General features: G+C 69.2%; 22 protein-coding genes, 1 tRNA gene and 4 pseudogenes. 18 read left to right on the top strand and 9 right to left on the bottom strand.

Features of this window, described 5'->3' with window-relative positions:
• Positions 1–21: 21 nt before the first annotated feature.
• Positions 22–843 (bottom strand): hypothetical protein, encoded by an 822-nt coding sequence (locus tag QUE79_RS01265; protein ID WP_286345067.1) that lies wholly within the window; start codon positions 841–843, stop codon positions 22–24.
• A 38-nt stretch (positions 844–881) separates the two neighbouring features.
• On the opposite strand from QUE79_RS01265, the gene QUE79_RS01260 reads away from it, so the two are divergent.
• The 4 genes and pseudogenes from QUE79_RS01260 (at position 882) to QUE79_RS01250 (ending at position 4,327) form a co-directional block, all read left to right on the top strand.
• Positions 882–1,877 carry an SDR family NAD(P)-dependent oxidoreductase gene (locus QUE79_RS01260; RefSeq protein ID WP_350271613.1) on the top strand — a complete coding sequence of 332 codons (996 nt, stop codon included), beginning with the start codon at positions 882–884 and terminating at the stop codon, positions 1,875–1,877.
• A gap of 46 nt (positions 1,878–1,923) precedes the next feature.
• On the top strand, positions 1,924–2,622 hold the full coding sequence (locus tag QUE79_RS01255) for a lysophospholipid acyltransferase family protein (RefSeq protein WP_350271731.1): 699 nt from the start codon (positions 1,924–1,926) through the stop codon (positions 2,620–2,622).
• Positions 2,623–2,678: 56 nt separating this feature from the next.
• Positions 2,679–3,077: pseudogene (locus tag QUE79_RS25025) on the top strand (FAD-binding oxidoreductase); the annotation flags it as partial.
• A 65-nt stretch (positions 3,078–3,142) separates the two neighbouring features.
• Positions 3,143–4,327, top strand: a complete 1,185-nt coding sequence (locus tag QUE79_RS01250; RefSeq protein WP_350271612.1) for an FAD-binding oxidoreductase — start codon at positions 3,143–3,145, stop codon at positions 4,325–4,327.
• 306 nt (positions 4,328–4,633) lie between these two features.
• Here QUE79_RS01250 and pgm read toward each other — a convergent pair.
• Positions 4,634–6,252 (bottom strand): annotated as a pseudogene (gene pgm, locus QUE79_RS01245) (phosphoglucomutase (alpha-D-glucose-1,6-bisphosphate-dependent)).
• Between the two features lie 98 nt (positions 6,253–6,350).
• Here pgm and pheA point away from each other — a divergent pair.
• Positions 6,351–7,346: a prephenate dehydratase gene (gene pheA / locus QUE79_RS01240; RefSeq protein WP_286345065.1), complete on the top strand. Its 996-nt coding sequence runs from the start codon at positions 6,351–6,353 to the stop codon at positions 7,344–7,346.
• Between the two features lie 623 nt (positions 7,347–7,969).
• Here pheA and QUE79_RS01235 read toward each other — a convergent pair.
• Entirely contained in the window at positions 7,970–8,986 is a 1,017-nt protein-coding gene (locus QUE79_RS01235) for a diacylglycerol/lipid kinase family protein (RefSeq protein WP_286345064.1), read from the bottom strand.
• Between the two features lie 126 nt (positions 8,987–9,112).
• On the opposite strand from QUE79_RS01235, the gene serS reads away from it, so the two are divergent.
• From serS to QUE79_RS01190, 9 genes and pseudogenes are all read left to right on the top strand, one after another.
• Positions 9,113–10,378, top strand: coding sequence for a serine--tRNA ligase (gene serS / locus QUE79_RS01230; RefSeq protein ID WP_286345063.1), 1,266 nt, complete (start codon positions 9,113–9,115; stop codon positions 10,376–10,378).
• Entirely contained in the window at positions 10,375–10,539 is a 165-nt protein-coding gene (locus QUE79_RS01225) for a hypothetical protein (protein WP_286345062.1), read from the top strand. Before serS ends, QUE79_RS01225 begins: the two co-directional genes overlap by 4 nt.
• Positions 10,491–11,216: an HAD family hydrolase gene (locus tag QUE79_RS01220; protein WP_286345061.1), complete on the top strand. Its 726-nt coding sequence runs from the start codon at positions 10,491–10,493 to the stop codon at positions 11,214–11,216. Before QUE79_RS01225 ends, QUE79_RS01220 begins: the two co-directional genes overlap by 49 nt.
• A gap of 423 nt (positions 11,217–11,639) precedes the next feature.
• Positions 11,640–11,724 (top strand) — tRNA-Ser (locus QUE79_RS01215).
• A gap of 1 nt (position 11,725) precedes the next feature.
• Positions 11,726–12,037 carry a hypothetical protein gene (locus QUE79_RS01210; RefSeq protein WP_286345060.1) on the top strand — a complete coding sequence of 104 codons (312 nt, stop codon included), beginning with the start codon at positions 11,726–11,728 and terminating at the stop codon, positions 12,035–12,037.
• A 22-nt stretch (positions 12,038–12,059) separates the two neighbouring features.
• Positions 12,060–12,443, top strand: a complete 384-nt coding sequence (locus QUE79_RS01205) for a hypothetical protein (protein WP_286345059.1) — start codon at positions 12,060–12,062, stop codon at positions 12,441–12,443.
• 31 nt (positions 12,444–12,474) lie between these two features.
• Positions 12,475–13,193 (top strand): annotated as a pseudogene (locus QUE79_RS01200) (histidine phosphatase family protein).
• Between the two features lie 9 nt (positions 13,194–13,202).
• A complete protein-coding gene (locus QUE79_RS01195; RefSeq protein ID WP_286345058.1) occupies positions 13,203–13,772 on the top strand; it encodes a DUF3090 domain-containing protein in 570 nt (189 codons plus the stop codon).
• On the top strand, positions 13,772–14,551 hold the full coding sequence (locus QUE79_RS01190) for an SCO1664 family protein (RefSeq protein ID WP_286345057.1): 780 nt from the start codon (positions 13,772–13,774) through the stop codon (positions 14,549–14,551). The genes QUE79_RS01195 and QUE79_RS01190 overlap by 1 nt, the downstream gene beginning before the upstream one ends.
• A 486-nt stretch (positions 14,552–15,037) precedes the next feature.
• On the opposite strand, the pseudogene QUE79_RS01185 reads toward QUE79_RS01190, so the two are convergent.
• The 5 genes and pseudogenes from QUE79_RS01185 to pnuC all read right to left on the bottom strand — a co-directional run bounded on the left by QUE79_RS01185 (position 15,038) and on the right by pnuC (position 20,463).
• Positions 15,038–17,112, bottom strand: a pseudogene (locus tag QUE79_RS01185) (hypothetical protein).
• A complete protein-coding gene (locus QUE79_RS01180) occupies positions 17,105–18,490 on the bottom strand; it encodes a magnesium chelatase ATPase subunit I (protein WP_286345056.1) in 1,386 nt (461 codons plus the stop codon). The pseudogene QUE79_RS01185 and the gene QUE79_RS01180 overlap by 8 nt, the downstream one beginning before the upstream one ends.
• Positions 18,491–18,554: 64 nt before the next feature.
• Positions 18,555–19,091, bottom strand: coding sequence for a heme-degrading domain-containing protein (locus tag QUE79_RS01175; RefSeq protein ID WP_286345055.1), 537 nt, complete (start codon positions 19,089–19,091; stop codon positions 18,555–18,557).
• Between the two features lie 78 nt (positions 19,092–19,169).
• On the bottom strand, positions 19,170–19,682 hold the full coding sequence (locus tag QUE79_RS01170; RefSeq protein WP_286345054.1) for a DUF4303 domain-containing protein: 513 nt from the start codon (positions 19,680–19,682) through the stop codon (positions 19,170–19,172).
• Positions 19,683–19,770: 88 nt separating this feature from the next.
• Positions 19,771–20,463: a nicotinamide riboside transporter PnuC gene (pnuC, locus tag QUE79_RS01165; RefSeq protein WP_286345053.1), complete on the bottom strand. Its 693-nt coding sequence runs from the start codon at positions 20,461–20,463 to the stop codon at positions 19,771–19,773.
• Positions 20,464–20,759: 296 nt separating this feature from the next.
• Here pnuC and QUE79_RS01160 point away from each other — a divergent pair, with 296 nt between their 5' ends.
• Complete coding sequence (locus QUE79_RS01160; RefSeq protein WP_286345052.1) at positions 20,760–21,581, top strand: hypothetical protein; 822 nt, start codon at positions 20,760–20,762, stop codon at positions 21,579–21,581.
• Here QUE79_RS01160 and QUE79_RS01155 read toward each other — a convergent pair.
• Positions 21,559–22,518, bottom strand: a complete 960-nt coding sequence (locus tag QUE79_RS01155; RefSeq protein ID WP_286345051.1) for an EamA family transporter — start codon at positions 22,516–22,518, stop codon at positions 21,559–21,561. The two genes, QUE79_RS01160 and QUE79_RS01155, sit on opposite strands and share 23 nt — an antisense overlap.
• A gap of 71 nt (positions 22,519–22,589) precedes the next feature.
• On the opposite strand from QUE79_RS01155, the gene QUE79_RS01150 reads away from it, so the two are divergent.
• The 3 genes from QUE79_RS01150 (at position 22,590) to QUE79_RS26285 (ending at position 24,326) form a co-directional block, all read left to right on the top strand.
• A complete protein-coding gene (locus QUE79_RS01150) occupies positions 22,590–23,144 on the top strand; it encodes a LysR family transcriptional regulator (RefSeq protein WP_286345050.1) in 555 nt (184 codons plus the stop codon).
• Positions 23,099–23,491 carry a LysR family transcriptional regulator substrate-binding protein gene (locus QUE79_RS01145; protein WP_286345049.1) on the top strand — a complete coding sequence of 131 codons (393 nt, stop codon included), beginning with the start codon at positions 23,099–23,101 and terminating at the stop codon, positions 23,489–23,491. Before QUE79_RS01150 ends, QUE79_RS01145 begins: the two co-directional genes overlap by 46 nt.
• A gap of 502 nt (positions 23,492–23,993) precedes the next feature.
• Positions 23,994–24,326, top strand: coding sequence for an LCP family protein (locus tag QUE79_RS26285; protein ID WP_491018495.1), 333 nt, complete (start codon positions 23,994–23,996; stop codon positions 24,324–24,326).
• Positions 24,327–24,334: the final 8 nt, after the last annotated feature.

Genomic DNA, 24,334 nt, shown 5'->3' with positions numbered 1-24,334 from the left:
CCCGGAGGGGGCTCTGCTCTGTCACGGGACGAGCTTTCGTGCGGTGGTCTGGCCGATGCGCGCGTCCAGGCCCGGGAGACCCGCGATCCTGCGCCCGACGGATTCGGCCCGCTCTTTGCCCTCGGCGCCACCGAAGACGAATTCCTCGAACAGGTCGCGGTCGGTGGCTGCGCGCTCGACGGCGCCGATCGGCCAGGCGGCCGTCGCCAGAGCGGCCCGAACCTGTCGGACGGCTCGAGCCGAATCTCGCAGGCGCCAGTCGGTCTCGTCGGCGAAGAATTGCTCGTGACGCTGTTTGATCCGCTGGATCCGCTCGATGGTCGACCGAAGGGGCTCGGAGGACGTCGACTCTCTGAGGCGGTTATATGCCGTTTCGAGTATCCATTCGTCGATGAGGCCCGTCGTCATGTGGACGGCCACGATCGGTGCGCCGAGACCGACTGCGGCAACGGCCCGACGGATGGGACCGCTGCGCTGGATCGCCTCGTCGGCGCTCCTCCGCGGCGTCCCCTCCGGGATCGTCTTGGTGCGCTCGAGGCCGTTCGCCTCCAGGACGGCGTCGAGAGCGTCGGCCATCCAGAACTTCTCAAAAGCCCAGGTCACGAGGAAAGCGGTGACGCGGGCGTCTTTGTGGGTGGCGGTGACGAGGAGGTTGCGCAGATGCTCCATGGTCGCTGCCTCGAGTCGCTCGAGATAGCGGACGAGCTCGAGGGTCGACGGATCGAGAGGGGCGGTCGCGTACGACTCGAGATCGAGCTCGGCACGGAAATTGCCCTGCGCCGTGCGCGTGAACTCGCGGATGTCGAAGGGTTCTTCGTTCCGCGGGTCGTGACGAGTGGTCATGAAACGTATGCCTCCGGAGCGGGCGTCAGCCGTGATCGATGCGCGAAGTTGCCCGTGAGCACCGTATCGTAAGCGGCATGGCTGTAGCGCTCGTGACCGGGGGCACATCCGGCATCGGTGCCGAATTCGCCCGCCAGCTCGCACATCGTGGATACGACCTCGTTCTCGTCGCTCGAGACGAGGCGCGACTCGACTCCACCGCGAGCGCGCTGCGGGCCCTCGGCAGATCCGTCGAGATCCTGGCTGCCGATCTCGCCGACCGTGCCGCGGTCGATCGGGTGGCGGCCAGGCTCGAAGACCCGACGCGTCCGATCGACGTCCTGGTGAACAATGCCGGATTCGGCATGCATGTTCCCCTGACGTCCGGCCGCCAGGACGAACTCGACCTCGGCTTCGACGTCATGTGCCGCGCCGTGCTCGTCCTCTCCGGTGCCGCGGCGCGAGGCATGCGCGATCGCGGGGCGGGCAGGATCATCAACGTCTCGTCGACCGCAGGGCTGCTCGCCATGGGCGCCTACTCGGCAATCAAAGCCTGGGTGACGGCGTTCTCCGAGGGCCTGTCCGTCGAGCTCAAGGGCACGGGAGTGACCGTGACCGCCGTGTTGCCCGGCTGGGTCCGCACCGAGTTCCATCAGCGGGCCGCCATCAAGACGTCGAGCATCCCAAACTCCCTGTGGCTGGACGCCGAACAACTGGTGGCCGCGTGCCTTCGCGACGTCGACAGGGGCAAAGTGATTTCCATACCTACGGTTCGGTACAAAGTGCTCGTCGGGTTGCTCCGGCACGCCCCCAAGAGCGCTGTGAGGAGCGTCTCCGGCGCCATCTCGTCGAGTCGAAAAAACCGGTGGAGGCATGATCGTGGACGATCGGCAGAGCGAACCGCCCGAGATCCCCAAGTCTTCCGCCGCTGTCGAGCCCGACGCGGACGCCCCCGACAGCGGGCAGGATCCTGCCGCCTCCCAGCACCCTCGGCTCGCCGCGGTCGCGGGCCGCGTGAGCGGCACGGCGGGCGATGTGCGCGATCGGCTCGGTGACACCGCCGTCGACGTCTCCGACCGCTTCAACTCGCGCGTGCACGCCATGGCTCGCTTCGTGGCGCAGCGCTGGGTCATGAAGCCGACCGTGTGGTCGATCACGGACGTCACCGTTCTCGGGCGAGAGCGTCTGAAGGGGCTCGAGGGAGGCTTCGTGCTCGTCGCGAACCACTCCAGCCATCTCGATGCGCCGCTGATCGTCGGGGCTCTGCCCCGCAAACTCTCGAGGTACCTCGCGACCGGAGCGGCCGCCGACTACTTCTTCGACGTCTGGTGGCGGCGCGGCCTCACCTCCCTCTTCTTCAACGCGTTCCCGATCCAGCGCGGCGGCCGGCGCGGCGGAGCGACGAAGACGCGGACCCGCTCGAACGACTCGAACGTGAGCGCGGCGTCCCTTCTTCAGCGCGGATTCCCCGTCCTCGTCTTCCCGGAGGGCACCCGCTCCAAAGACGGAGTGATGGGCCCGTTCAAACCCGGTGCGGCTCGACTCGCTGCCGCCTGCGACGTTCCGATCGTCCCGCTCGCGCTCATCGGCGCCAATATCGCACATCCGCGCGGTTCGAATTGGCCGCGGCCCGGTCGGCTCCCCGTCGGTGTCGCGTTCGGCGACCCCATGCGACCCGAAGCCGATGAAACGGCCATCGCGTTCTCGAACCGGCTCCGCACCGAGATCCTGCGACTCAGATCTCAGTATTCGGCCGATATCCTTGGGTCGTCCGCACCGTCCGAAGGAGCCCGCCCGTGACCGATCTCAAGCCGAAGACGACGGCAGGCACCGCTGACGGTCCCGACGTCAAGCACATGAAATGGTGGGGGTGGGGCGTCGACGGCGTCGCCTTCCACCACGAAGACAAGCCCGCGTTCGCGCCCTTCGTCAAGAAGATGGTCGGCGTCGACCTCTGGTCTCACGAGGTCACCGCGGCCCCCGCGTTCGACGAGCTCGACATCCCCGCGTCGCGCATCACCGCCGACGTCGCCTCCGCCCTCTCGCTCATCGTGGGCGAAGGCCACGTCGTGACCGGCGACCTCGAGCGTGTCGTCCACACGTACGGCAAGAGCATCCGCGACCTCATCCGGATCCGCGGCAACGTCTTCCCCCGCACCCCCGATGCCGTGGTGTATCCGGCCACCGAGTCCGAGATCACCAAGATCGTCACCGCCGCCGTCGAGCACGACCTCGTGCTGATCCCGTTCGGCGGCGGAAGCAACATCGTCGGCTCGCTCGAGCCGCTGCCCGGCGAAGACCGGATCGTGATCTCCTCGACATGGGGCGTCTCGATCGCGTACTCGACATCGACGAAGACTCGGGGCTGGCCCGCATCCAGGCCGGCGCCCAGGGCCCCGACATCGAGGAGCAGCTCAACGCCAAGGGCTGGACCATGGGGCACTTCCCCGACAGCTTCACGCACTCGACCCTCGGCGGCTGGGTCGCCACCCGCTCGTCCGGCATGCAGTCGGACAAGTTCGGTGACATCGCCGACATCACTCGGGGGCTGCGCATGGTCCGGCCCGACGGCGTCGTGGTGATCCGCGCCGTCCCGTCGGCCTCGACCGGCCCGTCGCTCCGCGAGATGATCATCGGATCCGAAGGACGCCTCGGCATCATCACCGAGGTCACCGTCCAGGTGCACCGGATCCCCGAGAAGCGCGAGATCCTCGCCTACCTCTTCCCGACCTGGGAGGCCGGCCTCTCGGCGATGCAGGCCATCGCCGAGAGCGACGCGACCCCGTCGGTGACCCGTGTCTCGAACGAGTTCGAGACCGAGATGTCGTTCGCGACCTCCAAGGAGAGCAAGGGCGTCTCGGCACTCGTCATGCAGGGCCTGCAGCGCTTCCTCAAGGTGAAGGGCTGGGACCTCTCGAAGATGTGCCTGTCGTTCATCGGGTACGAGGGCACTGACGAGCACGTCGATCGCAACGAGAAGCTCGTCTCGAAGATCATCAAGAAGCACGGCGGCATCGGTGTCGGCAAGGGCCCGGGCGTGCTCTACGACCAGAAGAAGTTCGACACCCCGTACCTCCGCGACTTCTTCCTCGACCACGGCGGCGCGGCCGACGTGTCGGAGACGTCCGCCCCCTGGTCGAAGCTTCTGCCGCTCTACACCGAGGTCTACGCCGCCGCCAACCGCGCGTTCGACAAGGTCGGCGTCCAGGGCCTGATCATGGCGCACCTGTCGCACTCGTACCACTCGGGTGCCTGCCTCTACTTCACGTTCGCCTTCGAACACGGCTCCGACGCGCTCGGCCAGTACGACGTGGTGAAGAAAGCCATTCAGGATGCCTTCATCGCCGAGGGAGGAACGGTCTCGCACCACCACGGCGTGGGTCTCGAGCACGCCCCCTGGCTCGGTCAGGATGTCTCGCTGCCCGGCCTCTCCCTCATGCAGGGCCTGCTCGACTCGGCCGACCCGAGGGGCAACTTCAACCCGGGCAAGGTCACCGGGAAGTAGCGGTCGGGGTGGCAGTGCTGGCACCTCTGCCGCCAGCACTGCCGGCGAGGCGGCTTGCACGGGCGTTGCCGTCCCCGCTGCATCGGCCATTATCTCTGCGCTGAATCAACCCTCGCCCGCGGCCGACGCTCCCGCCGCAGGCGGCTGACCCGCGCCGAGGGCGGCTGGCCCGCGCCGAGGGCGAGCGTTTCGCTGAGTGCGGCCCACCCAACACGCAAGACCCTCGCCGCGTGCGCTTCGCTCGAGTCCGCGGCCTCGAGCGAAGCGCCATCGGCGGGTGTTCCGCCGACCGAGGATCGCGGAACTCTAGGCGCCGAGGGCGGCGTCGACGATCGTCTTGGCCTCCTCCTGCACGCGCTTGAGGTGCTCGGGGCCCTCGAATGATTCCGCGTAAATCTTGTAGACGTCTTCGGTGCCGGACGGCCGCGCCGCGAACCAGGCCTTTTCGGTCACGACCTTGACACCGCCGACAGCAGCACCGTTGCCGGGTGCCTCGCTCAGCTTGGCGATGATCGGATCGCCTGCCAGTTCTGTCGCCGTGATGTCGTCGCCGCTCAGCTTGCCGAGTCGCGCCTTCTGTTCTTTCGATGCCGCCGCGTCGACGCGCTGGTAGACGGGAGCGCCGAACTTCTCGGTGAGTTCGCCGTAGAGCACCGACGGGGTCTTTCCCGTGACGGCCAGGATCTCGCTGGCGAGCAAGGCCAGGATGATGCCGTCTTTGTCTGTGGTCCAGACCGAACCGTCGCGGCGGAGGAACGAGGCGCCGGCGCTCTCTTCGCCACCGAAGGCGACGCTGCCGTCGACCAGCCCTGGGACGAACCACTTGAAGCCGACAGGCACCTCCCAGAGCCGCCGGCCGAGGTCTTCGGCCACGCGGTCGATGATCGACGACGACACGAGAGTCTTGCCGATCGCAGCGTCAGCCCGCCATTCGGGGCGGTGCGCGTAGAGGTAGTCGATGGCGACGGCCAGGTAGTGGTTGGGGTTCAGCAGCCCGCCGTCGGGCGTGACGATGCCGTGCCGGTCGGCGTCGGCGTCGTTGCCCGTGACGATGTCGAATTCGTCTTTGCGGGAGACGACGCTCGCCATGACGGAGGCGCTCGACGGATCCATGCGGATCTTCTCGTCCCAGTCGAGCGTCATGAACCGCCAGGTCGGGTCGACGCCGGGGTTCATCACGGTGAGGTCGAGGTCGTACGCGTCGCGGATGGCGGCCCAGTAAGCGACGCTCGCCCCTCCGAGCGGGTCGGCCCCGATGCGGATGCCTGCCTTCTTGATGGCGTCGAAGTCGATGACGTTCGCGAGATCGCCGACGTACCCGCGGAGGAAGTCGTGCCGCCCGGGGCTGCCCATGTCTTTCTTCACCTCGACGTTGCCGCCGGCGATGATCTCGTTCGCGCGAGCGGCGATCCACGCCGTCGCATCGCTGTCGGCCGGCCCCCGTGCGGCGGGTTGTACTTGAAGCCGCCGTCTCGCGGCGGGTTGTGGCTCGGGGTGACGACGATGCCGTCAGCCTGGTCGTCGTTGGCCGGATCGTTGTTGTAGACGAGGATCGCGTGGCTCACGACCGGGGTCGGCACATAGCCGCCCTCGGCGTCGGCCAGGACCGTCACGCCGTTACCGGCGAGGACTTCGAGCGCCGTGCGCTCGGCCGGCCCGGACAGGATGTGGGTGTCGCGGCCGATGAAGAGCGGCCCCGTGATGCCCTGACCGGCGCGGTACTCGACGATGGCCTGCGTGATCGCCGCGATGTGCGCCTCGTTGAACGCCGCGTCGAGCGAGGAACCGCGGTGACCGGAGGTGCCGAAGACGACCTTCTGGGCGGGGTCGGACACATCGGGGATGAGGTCGTAGTAGGCAGCGGAGACCGCTTCGGGGTCGATGAGGTCGGAGTCTTGGGCGTACGTGCCGGCACGATCGGTCATGTCTCTCATAGTGGCACTCGCCGCAGGGCTCCGCCGAGTTATCCACAGGGGTCGCGGCGGCCGCCTGGGCCTCGTGATCCTGCCCTAGGCTCTGATCCATGCCAGAGAACCACGCGACGTCCGACCCCGTGACCACCTACAGCTACCTCGGTCCGGCCGGCACGTTCACCGAGGCTGCGCTCAAGCAGGTGCCCGAAGCGGCGGGCAAGACGTGGCGCAGCGTCAACAACGTCGGCGAGGCTCTCGCCGACGTCGTCGCCGAACGGAGCATCGCCGCGATGATCGCCATCGAGAACAGCATCGACGGCGGAGTGAGCGCCACGCAAGACGCTCTCGCCAACGTGCCCGGGCTGCGAATCCTGGGCGAATACCTGGTGCCGGTCAACTTCGTGCTGGTCGCGCGGCCCGGTGTCCGGCTCGAAGACGTGAGGGTCGTCAATGCGCACGCCGTCGCCTACGCTCAGACGCGCCTCTGGCTCGAGCGCACCTTGCCCGATCACGGGCACTTGCCCGCCACCTCCAACGTCGCGGCCGCTGCGGCCTTGCTTCCGCCCGCTGACGGCGACGAGGTCGTCGGCGTCCTGGCCGACGCTGCGATCGCCCCGCCCGGCATCACCGAGCACTATCCGCTCGAGGTTCTCGCCGAGGGCGTCGGCGACAACCCCAACGCCGTCACGCGGTTCGTGCTCGTTGGGCGCACCTCAGCGGTGCCGCCGGCGACCGGCTCAGACAAGACGTCGATCATCGCCGAGCTGCCCGACGACCGAGCCGGCGGCCTCCTCGACATGCTCGAGCAGTTCGCAACCCGCGGCATCAACATGAGTCTCCTGCAGTCACGACCCATCGGCGACGCCTTGGGCCGGTACCGGTTCGTGATCGACCTCGACGGCCACATCCTCGACGAACGTGTGGCCGATGCCCTGCTCGGCCTCAAGCGGTTCAGCCCGAGAGTGATCTTCCTCGGTTCTTACCCCCGCGCCGACAAACAGCCCGTGACCGTCACGCCCCGCTACGACAACGCCGCGTTCGTCGAGGCCCGCGATTGGCTGCGCGGCCTCGTCACAGGAGAGCCGCAGTCGTTCACGCTGGGCTGAGGTCGTCGGTGCGGGCCTCCTTCGGGGGTTGCGCGGCAGTGCGATCTTGTGAGCGAGTCTCGGACGACCTGGCGGAGGGTCACCGGGGTTAGCTGAACCGTTCGTTCGGCTTGGGCCGGGCCTGGCCGCGCGGCGCCCGGCGTGGCCAGGGTCAGGCCGCCGTGCGCGACCCGCGGGTCGCAACGGGCGGCCGTCCGCCGTCGGCCCCGGGTAACCCGACGCGATCCGGACGACGTGACGTGCCGCGGCGCTGCGGCGTTGCGGCGTTGCCCGTTTCGGGGAGGCTTGTGTCCGACATGGTCGCGCGGTGAAGCAGCGGGCTTCGGCGGGCGGGTGTGGGCGGTGCCGTGTGCCCTGCCTGCGCGAGGGGGTGCGCTGCGCCCTGCGGCCTGCGCGCGGGGGTGCGTTGCGCCCTGCAGCCTGCGCGTGCACCTGGCCGACGGTCGCCTGGCCATCCGTCCGTCCCGCCCCTACCGCACCTCCTTAAATCGAAGGGGATTCTCGCGAATCGGGCCCCGATCGGCCTCAGCACCGTCGCAACTCGAAAATCCCCTTCGATTTCGGGAGGGGTTGGCGCGCGTTTCGGGTCGCCACACAGCGAGGGCGAAGCCGAGCCCCGAGCCCTACGCGGGCACCCGCACCCGCAGGGCCAAGGGGTCGACCCAGGCCTTGATCGCGACGGCCATGCCGTGGGAGTCGCCGTCGAGCTCGAAGTCTTGGGGGGCGTCGAGGCGGACGATGAGTTCGGAGCCCTTCATGTACCGGACCGTTTTGATCTCTGGCGTGTGTTCCATGATCCGGCGCCCGGTTCTGCTCCGGCGGAGCACGCCGTTCTCCCACACGATCTTGAGCCAGATGCCGAGCCAGTCGATCTTGCGCTCGGGGCGGAGCGCGACGATGTCGAAGATGCCGTCGTCGATCGCGGCGTCGGGCAGCAGCATGAGGTTGCCCGGGAGGAGGCCGCAGTTTCCGAGGATGATCGTGTTGGTCCGCATGGACTTCTTGCCGGTGCCGTCGAGGTCGTAGCGGATGTTCATGCGGTTGTCGTCTCGCAGGGACCGCACGATGGCGTCGACGTAGGCGAGCCAGCCGACTCGCTTCTTGAGCTTGTCGTTGGTGTTGGCCAGCATCTTGGCGTCGAGCCCGAGGCCGGCCATGACGACGAAGACGCGGCGGTCGCGGGAGCCGTCGGCGTTCTCGATGTCGACCACGCCGACGTCGATGGGACGGTCGACACCGTGGAACGCCGTGGCGATGGAGGAGTCGAGGTGGTCGAGGCTGAGCTTGAGGTTGCGGGCGAGGAGGTTGCCGGTGCCGGAAGGAAGAAGCCCCAGCGACGCGTCGGTACCGCGCAGGGCCTCGGCGACGTTGCGCACCGTGCCGTCGCCGCCGGCCGCGATCACCACGTCGGCTCCGGCCTCGAGGGCCTGCGCCGTGACACCCCCGCCGGGATCTTCGACGGACGTCGCGTAGTAGAGGGTCTCGTTCCAGCCGACCTCTTTCTGGTGACGTTTGACCGACTTCTTGATGTCGCGCAGGGAGACCTTGATCGGGTTGTAGACGACGGCAGCGGTCTTACGCGAGGTCTCCGCCTGCGCTCGGGCGGCTGCGGGGCTCGCCGGGGAGGACGGAGTGCTCATGGGTTCACCGTATTCGACGCCGGACCCCGTTGTGTGCCGGTTGTGTAAAAGCATCGGCAGCCGTGACTTGTCCACAGCCGGCTCGCACCCTCTGCGCGCGCCACCGCGACTCCTTAGGATGGACGGGTGATCGATCCCCAGCTCCTCCGCGACGCCCCCGACCTCCTCAAGAAGAGTCAGCTCGCGCGCGGCGACTCCGCAGAAGCGGTCGACGTCGCCCAGGCTGCCGACATCGCCCGTCGTGCCGCCATCGCCGCCTTCGAAGACCTGCGCGCCGAGCAGAACGCCTTCGGCAAGACGGTGGCCAAGGCGCCGAAAGAGGAGAAGAAAGAGCTCGTCGCTCAGGCGCAGGCGCTCGCCGGTCGCGTGAAGGAGGCCAGCGCCGCCTCGACCGTCGCCGACGAGCAGTTCGACGCCGCCATCCGCGCCATCGCGAACCCGATCATCGACGGTGTCCCGGCCGGCGGCGAAGAGAACTTCGTCACGCTGCGAACGCACGGCACACCCGTGAGTTTCGATTTCGAACCGCAGGATCACGCCGACCTCGGCGAGAAGCTCGGAGCGATCGACATCAAGCGAGGCACGAAGGTCTCCGGGTCGCGGTTCTACTTCCTCCGGGGCATCGGGGCTCGCCTCGAACTGGGCCTCATGAACATGGCGCTCGACCACGCCCTCCGCGAAGACTTCGTGCCGCTGATCACGCCGACGCTCGTGCGCCCCGAGGTCATGGCGGGCACTGGCTTCCTCGGCGCACACGCCGACGAGATCTACTACCTCCCCGCCGACGACCTCTACCTGACGGGCACGAGCGAAGTGGCGCTCGCCGGGTACCACGCCGACGAAATCCTCGACGTGTCGGAGGGGCCGATCCGCTACGCCGGGTGGTCGACCTGTTACAGGCGCGAGGCGGGTGCCGCCGGCAAAGACAACCGCGGGATCCTGCGCGTTCACCAGTTCAACAAGCTCGAGATGTTCAGCTACATCCACCCCGACCAGGCCGAGGCTGAGCACGAGAAACTCGTCGGATTCCAGGAGGCCATGCTCCAGGCCTGTGAGCTCAGCTACCGCGTGATCGACGTGGCGGCAGGCGATCTCGGCTCGAGTGCTGCGCGCAAGTTCGACATCGAGGCGTGGGTCCCGACGCAGGGTACCTACCGCGAGCTCACTTCCACCTCCAACTGCACGACCTTCCAAGCCCGTCGCCTCGACACCCGCTACCGCACCGAGAGCGGCAAGACCGCTCCCGTGGCGACGCTCAACGGCACGTTGGCGACCACGCGCTGGATCGTCGCCATTCTCGAGACGCACCAGCAGGCCGACGGGTCGGTGGTCGTTCCCGAGGCCCTCAGACCGTACCTCGGTGGGCTCGAAGTCATGGAGCCGGTGGCGTGAGCACTCCCAGCCACGCCGCGTCCGCGTCGCGTGTTGCGCCCGACGCCGCTTGGCTCGTCGCACTCGACGTCGACGGCACGATCATGACCGAGGGGGCGATATCAGCGAGGCCGTGCGCAGCGAGATCCACCGTCTTCGCGACGCCGGCCACCAGGTCATGATCGCCACGGGGCGCTCGGTCGACATGACCCTGCCCGTTCTCGAGCGTCTCGGCCTGACCTCCGACTACGTCGTCTGCTCCAACGGCGCCATCACCCTCGGCCGCGACGACACCAGCGAGACCGGTTATACGCCCGTGTACATCGAAGAATTCGACCCGCGCGACGTCCTAACCACCATCAGCGGCAGCCTCGAGGGCGCCGGCTACGCCGTCGAAGACGCGCACGGCAACATGTTCTACAAGGGCACCTTCCCGCAGGCTGCCATCACCGACACCAGCCGCGAGGTCGAGTTCGACGAGCTGCTGTCGATCTCCGCGACCCGTGTCGTCGTCCTGTCGCCCAGCCACAGCCTCGAAGAATTCCTCGAGATCGTCGAGAGCATGGGCCTCCACAAGGTCTCGTACAACGTCGGCTGGACGGCCTGGCTCGACATCGCCCCCTTCGGCGTCACGAAGGCCACGGCGATGGAGCGGGTCCGAGGTCTTCTCGAAGTTCCCCACGATCACGTCATGGCCGTCGGTGACGGCCGCAACGATATCGACATGCTCAGCTGGGCGGCTCGAGGCGGCCGGGGCGTCGCCATGGGCCAGGCTCCCGATGACGTGGTCGAGGTCGCGTCCGAGGTGACCGGACCCGACATCGAAGACGGCCTCGCCGCCGTGTTGGCCACGCTCTAGCCGTCGCTGCCTGTCGACCGCGGGGGCCTCGGTGCCCCTGCGCTCCGGCGGGCGTGCCTGCGCTCCTGCAGGCGCCTCAGGATCCTGCGTGCCTGCGTGCCTGCGTGCCTGCGTGCCCGCGTGCCCGCGTGCCCGCGTGCCCGCCGGCCTGCGCCTGCGCACCGCGGGCCGTGCGCCGCGGCCTGCGGGCCTTCGGACGCGCGAGCTCGAGTGCCGAGATCGACGTTCCGCCCGCGGACGACGCGCCTCCGCGGTCGAACTGCGATGTCGCTCGGCGCGACCACACGACATGGCCCGATCTGTCGAGACAAGCGAACCCACGCGACAGAATCGGCCATCTCACGCCGACCCGTGATCGCAGGATCGCGAGACGGCCCGTCCGATAGACTCGCAGCGGCTGCGATCCCACGGGACCGCGTGCCGGGAGGGCTGTCCGAGCGGCCGATGGAGCTTGTCTTGAAAACAAGTGGGGGTAAAACCCTCGTGGGTTCGAATCCCACGCCCTCCGCATGACCACACCCGATCGCACCGTCCAATTGCGTCGCTACGTCCTCGAGGCCGGAGTGCTCGACGAGTTCCTGGCCTGGTGGCACGAGCTGCTCGTTCCGGCCCGTCGTGCCTTCGACTTCACCGTCGAGTTCGGCTACGCGCTGCCCGAGACCAACGAGTTCGTCTGGGCGGTGAGTCTGCCGGGCGACCGAGACCACTTCCTCGCCGTGGAGGCCGACTACATCGCCTCGCCCGAGCGGGCGGCGGCCTTCGGCGACCGGGCTTCGTGGACGACGTCGCAGGTCATCAGCTTCGCCGAGCCCGCCATCTAGGTCGACGGACGAAAGAAGCACGATGACGACCACCGACCTGCGCGTTCTCGTCATCGGCTTCGATCCGCTCACGACGCCAGGAGTCGACGCCGGCGCGGTGGAGGCCGCCTTCGAGGCGTCGCGCGATGCCGCGAGCCGGGCTGGCGTGATCCTGGTCGAATGCCTCGTGGCCCCGGATGCCCAGGCGTTGGCCACCGTCGAGCAGGCTCTGGGTTCGCAGGTCTGGGATTCCGTCGTCATCGGCGGAGGCATCCGCAAGCCGGAACCCGCCCTCGAGTTCTTCGAGGCGATCGTGAATCTCGTCCACGTCTCAGCGGCGGGGGCCGCCATCGCGTTCAACACCAGCCCGGCCGACTCCGTCGCCGCCGCGCAGAGGGCTCTCCGGAACAGCCCGCCCCGCGGCTGACGACTCCAGCCAGCCGATTAGGCTGAACGTCATGGCCACAGTCCTCCTCGTCCGACACGGCCGCACCACCGCCAATGCCAGCGGCACCTGGCGGGTCGCACGCCGGGGGTGAAGCTCGACGAGGTGGGGCGCAAGCAGGCGCAGCGCACGGCCGAACGCCTCGCAGAGGTGCCGCTGGTCGGGGTCGTCTCGAGTCCGCTCGAACGGTGCCGTCAGACGGCGAAGGCGATCCTGGCACTTCAGCACGACCATCAGAATCACCCTGCGACGCCGATCGAGCGGGCCATCACCGAGTGCGACTACGGCGAGTGGCAGGGGCGTGCGCTGAAGGATCTCGCAAAGGAAGACCTCTGGAAGGTCGTGCAGAATCAGCCGTCGGCCGCGGCGTTCCCTGGTGGCGAGTCGCTGGCGGCGATGCAGGCGCGGTCGGTCGCGGCGATCCGCCGGCTCGACGCAGCCTTCGAGCAGGAGCACGGCGCCGGAGCGGTCTGGGTGGCGGTGAGCCACGGCGACATCATCAAGTCGGTCCTGGCGGACGCGTACGGGATGCACCTCGACCTCTTCCAGCGCATCAACGTCGGACCGGCATCCGTCTCGATCATCCGCTACGGGTCGAACCGACCCGACGTCGTGTCGACCAACACCGACTCGGGCGACCTCTCCTGGCTCAAGGCCGCCCCGCCCGCCGCCGAGGCACTTGTCGGCGGCGGTGCCGGCAACCCTGAACCGGCACAGGGCGACCGCTCGTAGACTGGCCTCATGCCTACCATCGTCCATGGCTTCGGCTGGCCGGATCGGGTCGTCGTCGGCACCGTCGGCCAGCCCGGGTCCCGGTCCTTCTACCTGCAGGCCCGCGCCGGCGCTCAGCTCGTCAGCATCGCCCTCGAGAAAGAGCAGTCGGCTCTGCTCGCGGAGAAGATCGAAGAGATCCTCGACGAACTGATGGCGCAAGACGGCAACCCGGTCAGCGTCCCTGCGGCGACCCCCGTCGAACTGGTCGACAACGATCCGCTCGAGCAGCCGGTCGAGCCGGAGTTCCGCACCGGTGCCCTGAGCCTCGGCTGGGACCCGACCACCGCTCAGGTCGTCATCGAGGCCTACCCGATCATCGAGGTCGACGAGGCCGACGCCGAGGCGTTCTTCGACAGCGATGAGCCCCTCGAGGTCGAGCCGCCCGAGGTCATGCTGGTGCGCATCCCCGTGGGCACGGCGCGGGCATTCGCCAAGCGCACCCTCGAGGTCGTGGGTGCGGGTCGGCCGATCTGCGACGTCTGCGGAACCCCGATCGATCCTGAAGGCCACATCCACCTCTTTCCCGACGACCTCTGATGCCACCCGAGGTCGACGTCCGGGCGCTCGACGAGCTCCCGCTGGAGATCACGGGCAGGATCACGACGGCCTCGAACGCGACCTTCCTCGCCACGATCGGCGAGACGGTCGTCGTCTACAAGCCGTCGGCGGGCGAGAAACCCCTGTGGGATTTTCCCGACGGCGACCTGGCGAACCGCGAAGCGGCCGCCTACCTCGTCTCCGAGGCCTTCGGGTGGAACGTCGTGCCGCGCACGTGGCTCCGTGACGGCCCGCTCGGCGTCGGGATGGTGCAGCTCTTCCAGGAGCAGGACGTCGAGCAGGATCCCGTGAACCTCGTCGCGCCGGAAGACGTCCCGGAAGAGGGCTGGCGCACCGTGTTCGACGGCGAGGACGAGTACGACCGCCCGGTCAGCCTGATCCACGAGGACAGCGCTGCGCTGCGGCGGATGGCGGTCTTCGACGTGGTCGTCAACAATGCCGACCGCAAGGGCGCGCACATCCTGCCCATGCCTGACGGGCACCGCCACGGGGTGGACCACGGGCTGACTTTCCACGTGGAGCACAAACTGCGCACGGTCCTGTGGGGCTGGCTCGGCGATGACCTCAACGACGACGAGCTCGCCGGGGTCCAGCGCGTCCGCGACGATCTGGCCGGCGGGCTGGGCGGGGTCCTCGGCGAGCTGCTCGACGGGGACGAGCTCGTGGCCTTCGCGGGCCGCTGCGATCGACTGCTCACGAAGCGGCGCTTCCCGGCGCCGCACGGCCACATGCCCGCGGTGCCCTGGCCGATCTTCTAGCCCGTCAGGCACGATGGCGTCACCCGCGATGGGCTCGTGCGTGAGGTGGCCACATCGCGCGGTCATGCGAGTGCGACGCAGCGGGCGTCGACGTGGATCGGAAGCGGCGGGATCGGCGCCGCGGCCGCCGCTAAACGTTGTGCGGACGTGTAGCCCTGCCGCGGCAGGTTGGGTTGTCCGTGAGACGCGTTGCGGCAGCGGCAGCGGCAGCAGCAGCGGTGGCACGGCCGGCAGCGGCGGCCGCCGCGAAACGTTGTGCGGACGTGTAGCCCTGCCGCGGCTGGTTGGGTTGTCCGTGAGACGCGTTGCGGCGCTGGCGGCGCTGGCGGCCGCGGCGGCAAAGGCGGCATAGCGGCAGCGGTGGCACGGCCAGCAGCGACGGCCGCCGCGAAACGTTGCTCGGACGTGTAGCCCTGCCGCGGCAGGTTGGGTTGTCCGTGAGACGCGTTGCGGCGGCGGCGGCGACAGCGGCGGCAGCAGCAGCGCTCAGTACCAGCCGCGCCCGAACATGCCGTCGAAGTCGGAGCCGGCCGAGAACCCGCCGCCGTCGAACCCGCCGAAGTGCCCGCCCGACCGGCGCGACCCGAGGTACGACCCGACCACCGCCGCTCCGAGGTCGTCGGCGTCCGGTGCGACGACGTTGCCGCCGACGCGTGTGGCCATCGAGTCGATGAAGCGGGCCAGCCCAGGATCGTCGCCCAGCCGGAAGAAAGTCGTGTGGGCGCCCAGCCGCATCGAGTTGTCGAGCTCGCGCACGGCGTAGGCCACGGTCAGCGGGTCGGGCGGGTAGTTGAAGTACACGTCGCCGCCGGGCTCGAGGTGGGAGGTCGGCTCACCGTCGGTGACGATCAGGAGCACCGGCTGCATGTTCGGGTGCTTCCGGAAGTGCCGGTTCGCGAGCATCAGCGCGTGGTGGAGGTTGGTGCCCTTGTCCCACTGAGCGTCGAGCCCGACGAGCTGCTCGATCTCCATGACCTCGGCGTGGCGTCCGAAGCCGATCATCTGCAGCTCGTCGCCGCGGAACCGGCTGGTGATGAGAGTGTGCAGCGCGAGGGCCGTCCGCTTCATCGGCACCCACCGGTTCTCCATGGCCATCGAGAAGGACGTGTCGACGAGCAGAGCGACGCAGGCCTGCGTGCGTGCCTCGGTCTCCTGGACCTCGACGTCGCCGATCTCGATACGGACGCGTGATCCTGCACCCGACCCGACATCGCGCGCGGACGCGGTGCGAGTCAGCGCGTTCGTGATCGTGCGCGTGACGTCCCAGGGCTCGGTGTCGCCGAAGGCCCACTCGCGCGTGGCGCCGGAGCGTTCTCCGGCGGCTCCCGCCTGGCGGATGTCGCGGTTGCCGCCGCGACCGGACAGGGTCGCCGCCACGTCGCGCAGGAGGGCTTTGCCGAGCTCGCGCATGGCCTTGGGGGTCAACTTGAGCGACCCGTCGCTGCCGCGCTTCATCGTGCCGGAGTCGCGGAGCGCCTTTTCGAGCTGCTGCAGCGTGCGCGCGTCGACCCCCGCTTCGTCGCCGAGCTGCTTGGTGAGCTTCTCCAGGTCGAGGTCGTCGAGACCCGCGCCGTTGTGGGTCTGCGCGAGCTGCTCCGCGAGCGAGTCGAGGTCGGCGAGGTCCTGGAAGACACCCGTGCCGTCACCGAGCCCCAGGCCTTGCTCGCCGTCCATCCGCTCGAGTCCGCCCCAGTTCTCGCCCGGCCGCAGGGCCTGGAGGTTGCCGTCCAACTGGGACAGAGCGTCCATCAGGTCGGGTGAGCCGAATGCCTGCTGGGCCAGGGCGTCGAGCTCGTCCCGCTGCTCCTGGGTCATGGAGTTGCGCATGCGCTGCGCGGCCGCGCCCCGCTGCGCGAGGGCGTCGAGCAATTCGTCGATGTCCTGCGGGTTCTCCGGGAAGAATTCGCCGTGCTTCTCCATGAAGTCATCGAAGTCTTCGGGGGAATCCGTGCCGGCCCGGTGGGATTCGAGGAGCTCGTTGAGATCGCCCAGCATCTCGTTGATCGCTTCTCGATCGGCGTCGGTGGCGTTCTCGAGCGCCTTCTTCATACCGGCGAATCGCTGGTCGAGCATCTCTCGTCCGAGGAGATCCTTGATCTTCTCGAAGTCGGCCCGCGCCTGGGGGCTCTGCCAGGTGTAGTCGGAGAGCTCGTCGACCGCGGCGGCCGGCCCGGGCGGGAGGTTGTCGAGCTGCATCTCGGCCAGGGCCCGGTCGCCGTCGTCCATCTCGGTGTCACGGGCGAGCTGCTTGCGCTCCTCGAGGACGGCCTTGTCGAGCAGCTCGCGGATCTCGGCGAGCGTGCCGTCGAGGTTGTGCTTCTGCGCCAGTTCGCGGCGCTTCTCCGCGACGCGTCGAGCGAGGTCGTCGAGACCGGCCTTGTCGCGGCCGCCGCGGCGCAGGAACTCGCGCATTGCTCGCTCGGGGAGTAGCCCGCCATGACGTCTTCGCCGATGGCGTCGAGGGCCTCTTTCAGATCGACCGGCGGCGCGAGGGGATCCGGCCCGCCCGTGTACTTCGTGTAGCGGGCGTCGCGCGTGAGCCGCCGGTTCGTCCTAGCCATAGATGGCCTGCCCGCCGCCGGACTCCTTGCTGAGTCGGCGAGCGAGGTAGAGACCCTCCAGAGCCAGCTCGATGGCGCCGGCCCGCTCGCCGTCGGTGGTCGCGCCGAGGCGGTCGCAGATCTCGTCGTAGAGCTCGGATTCGCCGAGCGACGGGAGCCCGGCGAGGAAGTCGCGTGCCGTCACCTGCTCGCCCGTGGTCACCATCGAACCGTTCTCGAGCGCTTCGACCAGGATGCCGAAGTCGATGCCGCGGAAGTGCGCGCGGACGGTCTCCGCCGTCGACGTCCGGAGCAGGTGGTCGAGGATCTCGTCGGCGCGGTCCTCCTCGCCCGACTCGAACTCGATCTTGCCGCCGAGGACGTCCACGGCGGTCTCGAGGTCGATGGGGCGCGCCACGGCCTGCTCCTCGCCCTGCCGTGTCGCGCGGTGGATCGCGGCGGCGGCGATGGTCTCGGCGCCGGCGATCGAGAAGCGGGCGCTGACGCCGGAGCGCTGATCGACGGCGGTGGACTCTCGAAGCGCGCGCGTGAAGCGGGCCAGGATCTCGACGAGGTAGTCGGGAACCTCCGCGACCAACTCGGCCTCCTGCCGGATGACGGCGATCTCGTCCTCGAGCTCGGTCGGGTAGTGAGTGCGGATCTCCGCGCCGAACCTGTCTTTCAGGGGCGTGATGATCCTGCCGCGGTTCGTATAGTCTTCGGGGTTCGCGCTCGCGACGACCAGGACGTCGAGCGGCAGGCGCAGCACGTAGCCGCGGATCTGGATGTCGCGCTCCTCCATCACGTTGAGCATGGCGACCTGGATGCGCTCGGCGAGGTCGGGCAGCTCGTTGATGGCGACGATGCCGCGGTGGCTGCGCGGGATCAGGCCGAAGTGGATGGTCTCGGGGTCGCCCAGGCTGCGGCCCTCGGCGACCTTCATGGGGTCGACGTCGCCGATCAGGTCGGCGACGCTCGTGTCGGGCGTGGCCAGCTTCTCGACGTAGCGCTCGTCGCGGTGGCGCCACGAGATCGGCAGGATGTCGCCCAGCTCGGCCGCGCGTCGGCGGCTCTCGGAGGTGATGGGTTCGTACGGGTGCTCGCCGAGCTCCGAGCCGTCGATGACCGGCGACCATTCGTCGAGCAGTCCGGACAGGGTGCGCAGCAGGCGGGTCTTGCCCTGGCCGCGTTCGCCCAGCAGGACCACGTCGTGGCCGGCGATCAGGGCGCGCTCCAGTTGCGGGATGACGGTCGACTCGAAACCGTGCAGCCCGGGCCACGGATCGCGGCCCTCTCGGAGGGCGCTGAGGAGGTTGTCGCGGATTTCGGCACGCAGGGTCTTCTGGACGTGCCCGGATGCCCGGAGCTCGCCGACCGTTGCCGTAGTAGGACGGGTCACCGGTGCAACGCTACGCCTGCGATTGTGGCGTCGATGTTAATTCTTGCTGTGCCCGCGGGCCTCCTCAGAGGTGGTCGCGGGCGACCGTCAGAGCGGCGATCACCAGCGCGTGATCGGACGTCGCGGGCAAGCCGGAGACGGCGGTGACCCCGACGGCGACACCGGAGCGGAGCAGGATCGGCACGGCACCTCCGTGGGCGGCGAAATCGGCGACGGGACGCCGCGACGCCGCATCGAACCCGCCGGGCTCGTCGGCGAAGTCGAGCCCGACCGCGAACGACGACTTCGAGTACCGCCACGCGACGGCGGACTTGCGCGCGGCCCAGTCGTCGTTGTCGGAGGTGGCACCGTCGACGGCGGCGTGGAACACCTGCTGCGGCCCCAGCGTGATGTTGATGGCGATGGGAAGGCGCTCCTCGCTCGCCACCGCGCGGATGCCGCTCCCGATCAGCCAGGCGAGGTCGAAGTCGACGGACGCGAAGCGGACCTCGGCGTGCTGGCGGGCGAGCTCGGCGGCCAGCTTCGGCGGGTCGGTCAGCAGACCGCCCAGCGAGGCCTCCGTGGTGCGGAACAGATCGCGGATCTCGGAAACATCGAGCACGGGCTTCACTCCTTCGTCGTGGCGTACGCCTCAGTATGTCAGGACATAGGGCGCCGGCGTGGGGCGGCCCGAGCGGGACTAGCCCTCCAGCCACTCCTCGTAGTCCGCGACGATGTCGGCCGGGTTGAGGCGAGCCAGCCACTCGCTGTCGCGTTCGTCGTGCTCGTCGTCGGACAGCCGGAACATCACGACGAGGTCGGGGTGATCCTGGAACTCCCCTTCGTCGCGCAGGCGCTCCAGGGCGTCGACGGCGGCGTCGAACATCGCCGCCCGCTCCTCGAGGGGCTCCTCCGCCTGAAAGGCCTCGAGCAGGACCTCGTTCACGCCGTCGAAGAACCACGAGCCGATGTCTTCGAGATCCCATTCCGCAGGGGTCCAGCGGACCGCGTCCGCGACCTCCGGGTCGTCCTCGTCGAGGCGCGTGAGGTTCTCGGGGGTGTTCGCCGAGCAGAGGAGCGTCATGGCCGATTCGTCGGAGTAGAGGGCGAAGCCGGCGAACGGGACCCCCGGTCGGTCGGCGCAGAGCTCGCGCCAGGTGCTGCGTGCAGCGTCGGCGATGGACGTGGCCAGTTGGTCGCGTGAGAGCCTCATGGACCCAGTATGACCAGGATCCCGGGAGCCCGCGAAGCCGGATCCTCCGGCGCCGAGCGGGCGCGTTCACCCGAGCGGCCGGCGCCGGTCAGCGGGGCGTGACCACCGCGGCCGGTGCGGGATCCGGCATCACCGGCAGCGCTGCGATCCTGCGCGTCCGCGCCCAGACGAAGAAGCCGGTCAGCGTGAACGCGCCATAGAAGATGTACATGAACGCCGAGGCGTAGTAGCCGGCGCTCAGCAGCAGAGGCACTCCGACGATGTCGACGGCCACCCAGATGAGCCAGAACTCGACCCAGCCCTTGGCCATGCCGTAGGTCGCCAGCAGCGAACCGACGAAGATCCAGGCGTCCGACCAGACCGGGGCGTAGGAGCCCAGTGCGGTGAAGATCGGTGTCAGGACCGCTGTGCCGCCGACGAAGGCCACAGCCAGCAGGATCCGCGCCCGGGCGCCGGCCCAGCGCGGTTCGACGGCGCTTCCGCCGCCGGTCTTCGCGCGCTTCCAGGCGTACCAGCCGTAGATCGACACGACGATGAACATGATCTGGCGGCCCGCCTGACCGAGGAGGTTGACCGGGTTCGGTGTGTCGAAGACCGCGCCCAGGAAGACCGTGAACAGGAGCGCGTTGCCCGCGATCCCGATGGGCCAGGCCCAGACCTTCCGGCGCATGCCGCCGAGAGCGCTCACGAGGCCGAACAGGTTCCCGATCACCTCCCGCCAGAGGACGGTCTGATGACCGATGGTGAACGTCGCGTCGAACAGCCAGGTGATGGCGTGCATGGTCTTCCTCGTGCTGCGGCTTCTTCCATCCAGACTGTCGCTGTGCAGAACACAGACACTGTCGGCACCGGAATCGCATCGCCCTGTCACGGGGTCTGCTGGCCGGTTCGGCCCCGTGATCGCACGGGGTTCGCGGGCTGTCACCGCCGGTACGGAATCTCACCGTCCCTGAAGCACTTGCAGCAACCACTGTGGCACCCGCGGCATTCCCTGTCGACGGACGGCGTCACGAGCGGTCATCCAGGGCGTGTCTCACACGACCCGCGGTGAAGTGAGACACGCTCTAGGCTGCACTCGTGCTTAACGACGAGCGTCGACGAGCCCTTGAGCTCCTGGCCTACGGGCAGACGGCGTCACCCGCCGAGAGTGCCGCCGCCCGGCACGAACTCGAGGCCGATGACGCCGCCCGTGCGACCGCCGCGCTCGACGGCGAGCGCGAGGGGCGTGCTCTCGACGCGGCCGGGCCCGACGAGGCTCCGTCCGACGGCACTCTGGCCGGTTCGGTCGGAGACGCCGCGGTGCCGGAGGGCGAGCGGCCCGGCGACGCGGGGGCGGATCCTGCGCCCTCTCGCTGGCGGCCCAGCCGCCGAGTGTTCGTGACCGGACTCGGGGCCGCTCTCGTCGTCGGCCTCATCGGCGGGGCACTCGTCGACAGAGTCCTGCTTCCCCCGGTCACCGGCTCGTCGGCCGCGCCGAGCTTCGCGCCGAGCCTCGACCCCAGCCCGTCCGTCGGCTCCGAGCTCTTCGACGGCGACCCGTCGGTCGTGGCCTCCTCGCGCGAGAAGATCCTGGCGGCCGAAGCCCTCCTGGCTCGGAGTGCCACCTCCGAGGACCGCTACGCGGCCACGCCCGGCGCGAACATCACGTACGTTCCGTCGTCGACGCGCCTCGTGGCGACGACGCCCGCCAAGACGCGGATCTGGATCGCCCGCGAGGCGGGATCGAGCGGCGGGTACTGCCTGCTCTCGCTCGACGGCTCCGAGTCGCCGAATGCCGGCCTCGGACTCTCGTCGTGCTCGCTCCCCGACGAGTTCGTGTCGTCGGGTGTCGTCCTGTCGGCGAACGGGTACGACGTCACCTGGAAGGGCGGTCGAGTCACGGTCGCGGTCGGGAACTAGCCTCGGCGAGGCGAGCCGATTCCGCAAAGCGATCGGCCGCCCCGGCCGGTTCTGCTGGGCTGCGCGGCAGGGCACGGCGCCGCCGACTGGCGAACAGCACACCGCCCACGACGAGCACCCCGCCGCCCAGCTCGACGGCGTCGGGGACCTGCCCGAACGCCAGCCACGACGCCAGCACGCCGATCACCGGCACCAGCATCGAGAACGGCGCGACGGTGCTCGACGGGTAGCGGGCGAGCAGCCCGTTCCAGAGGCCGTAGCCGACCACGGTCGCGACGACGACCACGTAGAGCAGCCCGAACAGCGACGGCAGCGCGCCCGGAGTGAAAGCGGTGCCGAGGGATCCTGCGATTCTCCGCGGCCCCTCGAAGACCCACGAGAGCACGAAGAGGGGAATCGGAGGCACCACCGACATCCAGAGGGTGAGGTGCAGGGCGTTGGGGGCGGCCGCCTTCCGGGACGCGACGTTGCCGAGCGCCCAGCCGAGGGCCGCCGCCAGCACCAGGGCGACGGGCAGGATCGCGGAGACCTGCGCGCGGTGGACGGCGATCGCGGCGAGCCCGGCAGCGGCGATCCCGATGCCGATCGCCTGCCGGCCGGAGATGCGCTCCCGCAGCGCCGCCGCCGCGATGAGCACCGTGAACGGCGCCGACGCCTGCAGCACGATCGACGCGAGTCCGCTCTCCATGCCCGCGGACATCCCGAGGTAGAGGAAGGCGAACTGCAGGATCCCGAGGCCGGTTCCGATGGCGAGGAGCCAACGGACCGGGATCGCCGGCCTCGGCACGAACAGCACGGTCGGGATCGCGAGCAGGCCGAACCGCACCGCCACCATGAGGAACGGCGGGAAGTGCTCGAGGGCCAGGGCGGTGGCCGGGAAGTTCAGCCCCCAGATGACGGCGACGAGGGCCGCCAGGAGACGATCGCGGGAGGTCATGCCTCCAGCGTGACCGGGATCGTCATGAAGAAAAAGCGCAAAGTCGTGCACTGTCTCTGTAGGCTTCCTTCATGGATGTCGCCGCGCTCTCGATCCTGCGCGACCTGGGCGAGCGCGGCAGCGTGACCGCGGTGGCCAGGGCGACCCACCGTTCGCCCAGCGCCGTCTCGCAGCAGCTCAAGACGCTGCAGAGACAGGTCGGCGCCGAACTGGTGCGGCGGGTCGGGCGAGGCGTCGAGCTCACCGACGCAGGGCGAGCGCTCGCCGCCGGATCGGCGCGCATCGAAACCGCCATCGCCGAGGCCGAGACGGCGTGGCGGGCGTTCCGGGGCGGCACGGCCGGTCGCGTCGAGGTGGCCCTGTTCGCGTCCGCCGCCGAACTGCTCGTACCGGGGCTGCTCGATCGGATGAAGCACTACCCCGACATCGAGCTCCACCTCGTCGACCTCGACGTGGGGCAGGAGGAGTTCGCCCCGCGCACGCTCGACCACGATCTCGTCGTCGGGCACCGGTCCGACGAGGTGACGTCTCCGTCGACCGCGGGCCTGACAGTCGTCCCCTGCTGCGCGAGCCGCTCGACGTGGCTCTGCCGCTCGACCATCGTCTGGCGTCCGCATCGACCGTGACGGTGGCCGACGTCATCGGCGACCCCTGGATCGGCGTGCCGGAGGGATACCCGCTCGACCGCGTGCTGACCACGATGTCGCTGGTGTCGAACGTCCGCGCCGAGGTCGTCCATCGCACCGTGCACCTGCCGCTGATCGAGAACCTCGTGGCCACCGGCCACGGCGTCGCGCTGCTGCCGCGCACGTCGTCGTCGCAGCGGGCAGCCGGGCGCTTCCTGCTGAAACCGCTCTCCGACATGAAAGCGGGGCGCAGGATCGAAGCGCTGATGCGGCCGGAGCGCGCCGCCCGCGGCGTGGTCCGCATCACCCTCGACGCGCTCGTCGCCGAGTCCGGCGCAGCTCACTGACCGGCGGCTCTCTCGACATTCGTGGAGTCTTCCCGGCTACAATTCAAAATCTTGTTCACCGGCCGGGCGTCGTGAATCCCTCGCGAGAACCTCTCGCCGAAGGGGAGCCGCGACACGATCCGGCCGGGTGCGAGCCCCTTCGACGGCACCGCGCGTGATCCTGCTCGGTGTTACCGCCCCCGGGAGGTCCGCCTTCCGAGAACGATTCGTCCGCCTGTGAAAGGACCCGTGTGAGCGACCTGAACGACCACTCCGAGAGCCCGCGCCGAGCGGCGCGCGCCGCCCGCGCGACCGACGAGCCCGGTGTCGCCCGGCACGGCAGGCTCGCGCGTCGCGGCCCGGTCGGTTTCGTCGTGAAGACGGTCGCGATCGCCGTCGCGGTGGTCCTCGTCAGTGGCGTGTCCGTCGGGGCGATCGCGCTGAAGCAGATCAGAGACGATCTCGGCTCCGGCGTCGCGCTCTCCGGCGAGAAGACCGAGCCGGCGGCGAAGCAGGGGCGGGCATCGGCGCGTACGCCGGCGGATTCAACATCCTCATCGTCGGCACCGACAACGACGCCAAGCAGAGCACGCACGAGTTCGGCCACCGCGACGCCACCCTCAACGACGTCAACATCCTCCTGCACGTGTCCGCCGACCACACGAACGCCACCGCCGTCAGCATCCCCCGCGACCTCGTCGTCCCGATCCCGTCCTGTCCTCGCGAAGACGGCAAGGGGTCGTACAGCGCGATGTCGGCGCAGCCGATCAACAACGCCTTCTCGTACGGCGGCCTCAACTGCGTCGTGCAGACCGTCAAGGGCTCACCGGCCTCGACATCCCGTTCGCCGGGCTGATCTCGTTC

This window comes from Frondihabitans sucicola (assembly GCF_030296615.1).
Classification (GTDB): domain Bacteria; phylum Actinomycetota; class Actinomycetes; order Actinomycetales; family Microbacteriaceae; genus Frondihabitans; species Frondihabitans sucicola.
This window is presented reverse-complemented; position numbering and strand designations above follow the sequence as displayed.

Coding starts and splice junctions, on each gene's coding strand:
- QUE79_RS01265 (WP_286345067.1), bottom strand. CDS start 843: ATGACCACTCGTCACGACCCGCGGAACGAAGAACCCTTCGACATCCGC.
- QUE79_RS01260 (WP_350271613.1), top strand. CDS start 882: ATGCGCGAAGTTGCCCGTGAGCACCGTATCGTAAGCGGCATGGCTGTA.
- QUE79_RS01255 (WP_350271731.1), top strand. CDS start 1,924: ATGGCTCGCTTCGTGGCGCAGCGCTGGGTCATGAAGCCGACCGTGTGG.
- QUE79_RS01250 (WP_350271612.1), top strand. CDS start 3,143: ATGGGGCGTCTCGATCGCGTACTCGACATCGACGAAGACTCGGGGCTG.
- pheA (WP_286345065.1), top strand. CDS start 6,351: ATGCCAGAGAACCACGCGACGTCCGACCCCGTGACCACCTACAGCTAC.
- QUE79_RS01235 (WP_286345064.1), bottom strand. CDS start 8,986: ATGAGCACTCCGTCCTCCCCGGCGAGCCCCGCAGCCGCCCGAGCGCAG.
- QUE79_RS01210 (WP_286345060.1), top strand. CDS start 11,726: ATGACCACACCCGATCGCACCGTCCAATTGCGTCGCTACGTCCTCGAG.
- QUE79_RS01205 (WP_286345059.1), top strand. CDS start 12,060: ATGACGACCACCGACCTGCGCGTTCTCGTCATCGGCTTCGATCCGCTC.
- QUE79_RS01195 (WP_286345058.1), top strand. CDS start 13,203: ATGCCTACCATCGTCCATGGCTTCGGCTGGCCGGATCGGGTCGTCGTC.
- QUE79_RS01190 (WP_286345057.1), top strand. CDS start 13,772: ATGCCACCCGAGGTCGACGTCCGGGCGCTCGACGAGCTCCCGCTGGAG.
- QUE79_RS01170 (WP_286345054.1), bottom strand. CDS start 19,682: ATGAGGCTCTCACGCGACCAACTGGCCACGTCCATCGCCGACGCTGCA.
- pnuC (WP_286345053.1), bottom strand. CDS start 20,463: ATGCACGCCATCACCTGGCTGTTCGACGCGACGTTCACCATCGGTCAT.
- QUE79_RS01155 (WP_286345051.1), bottom strand. CDS start 22,518: ATGACCTCCCGCGATCGTCTCCTGGCGGCCCTCGTCGCCGTCATCTGG.
- QUE79_RS01150 (WP_286345050.1), top strand. CDS start 22,590: ATGGATGTCGCCGCGCTCTCGATCCTGCGCGACCTGGGCGAGCGCGGC.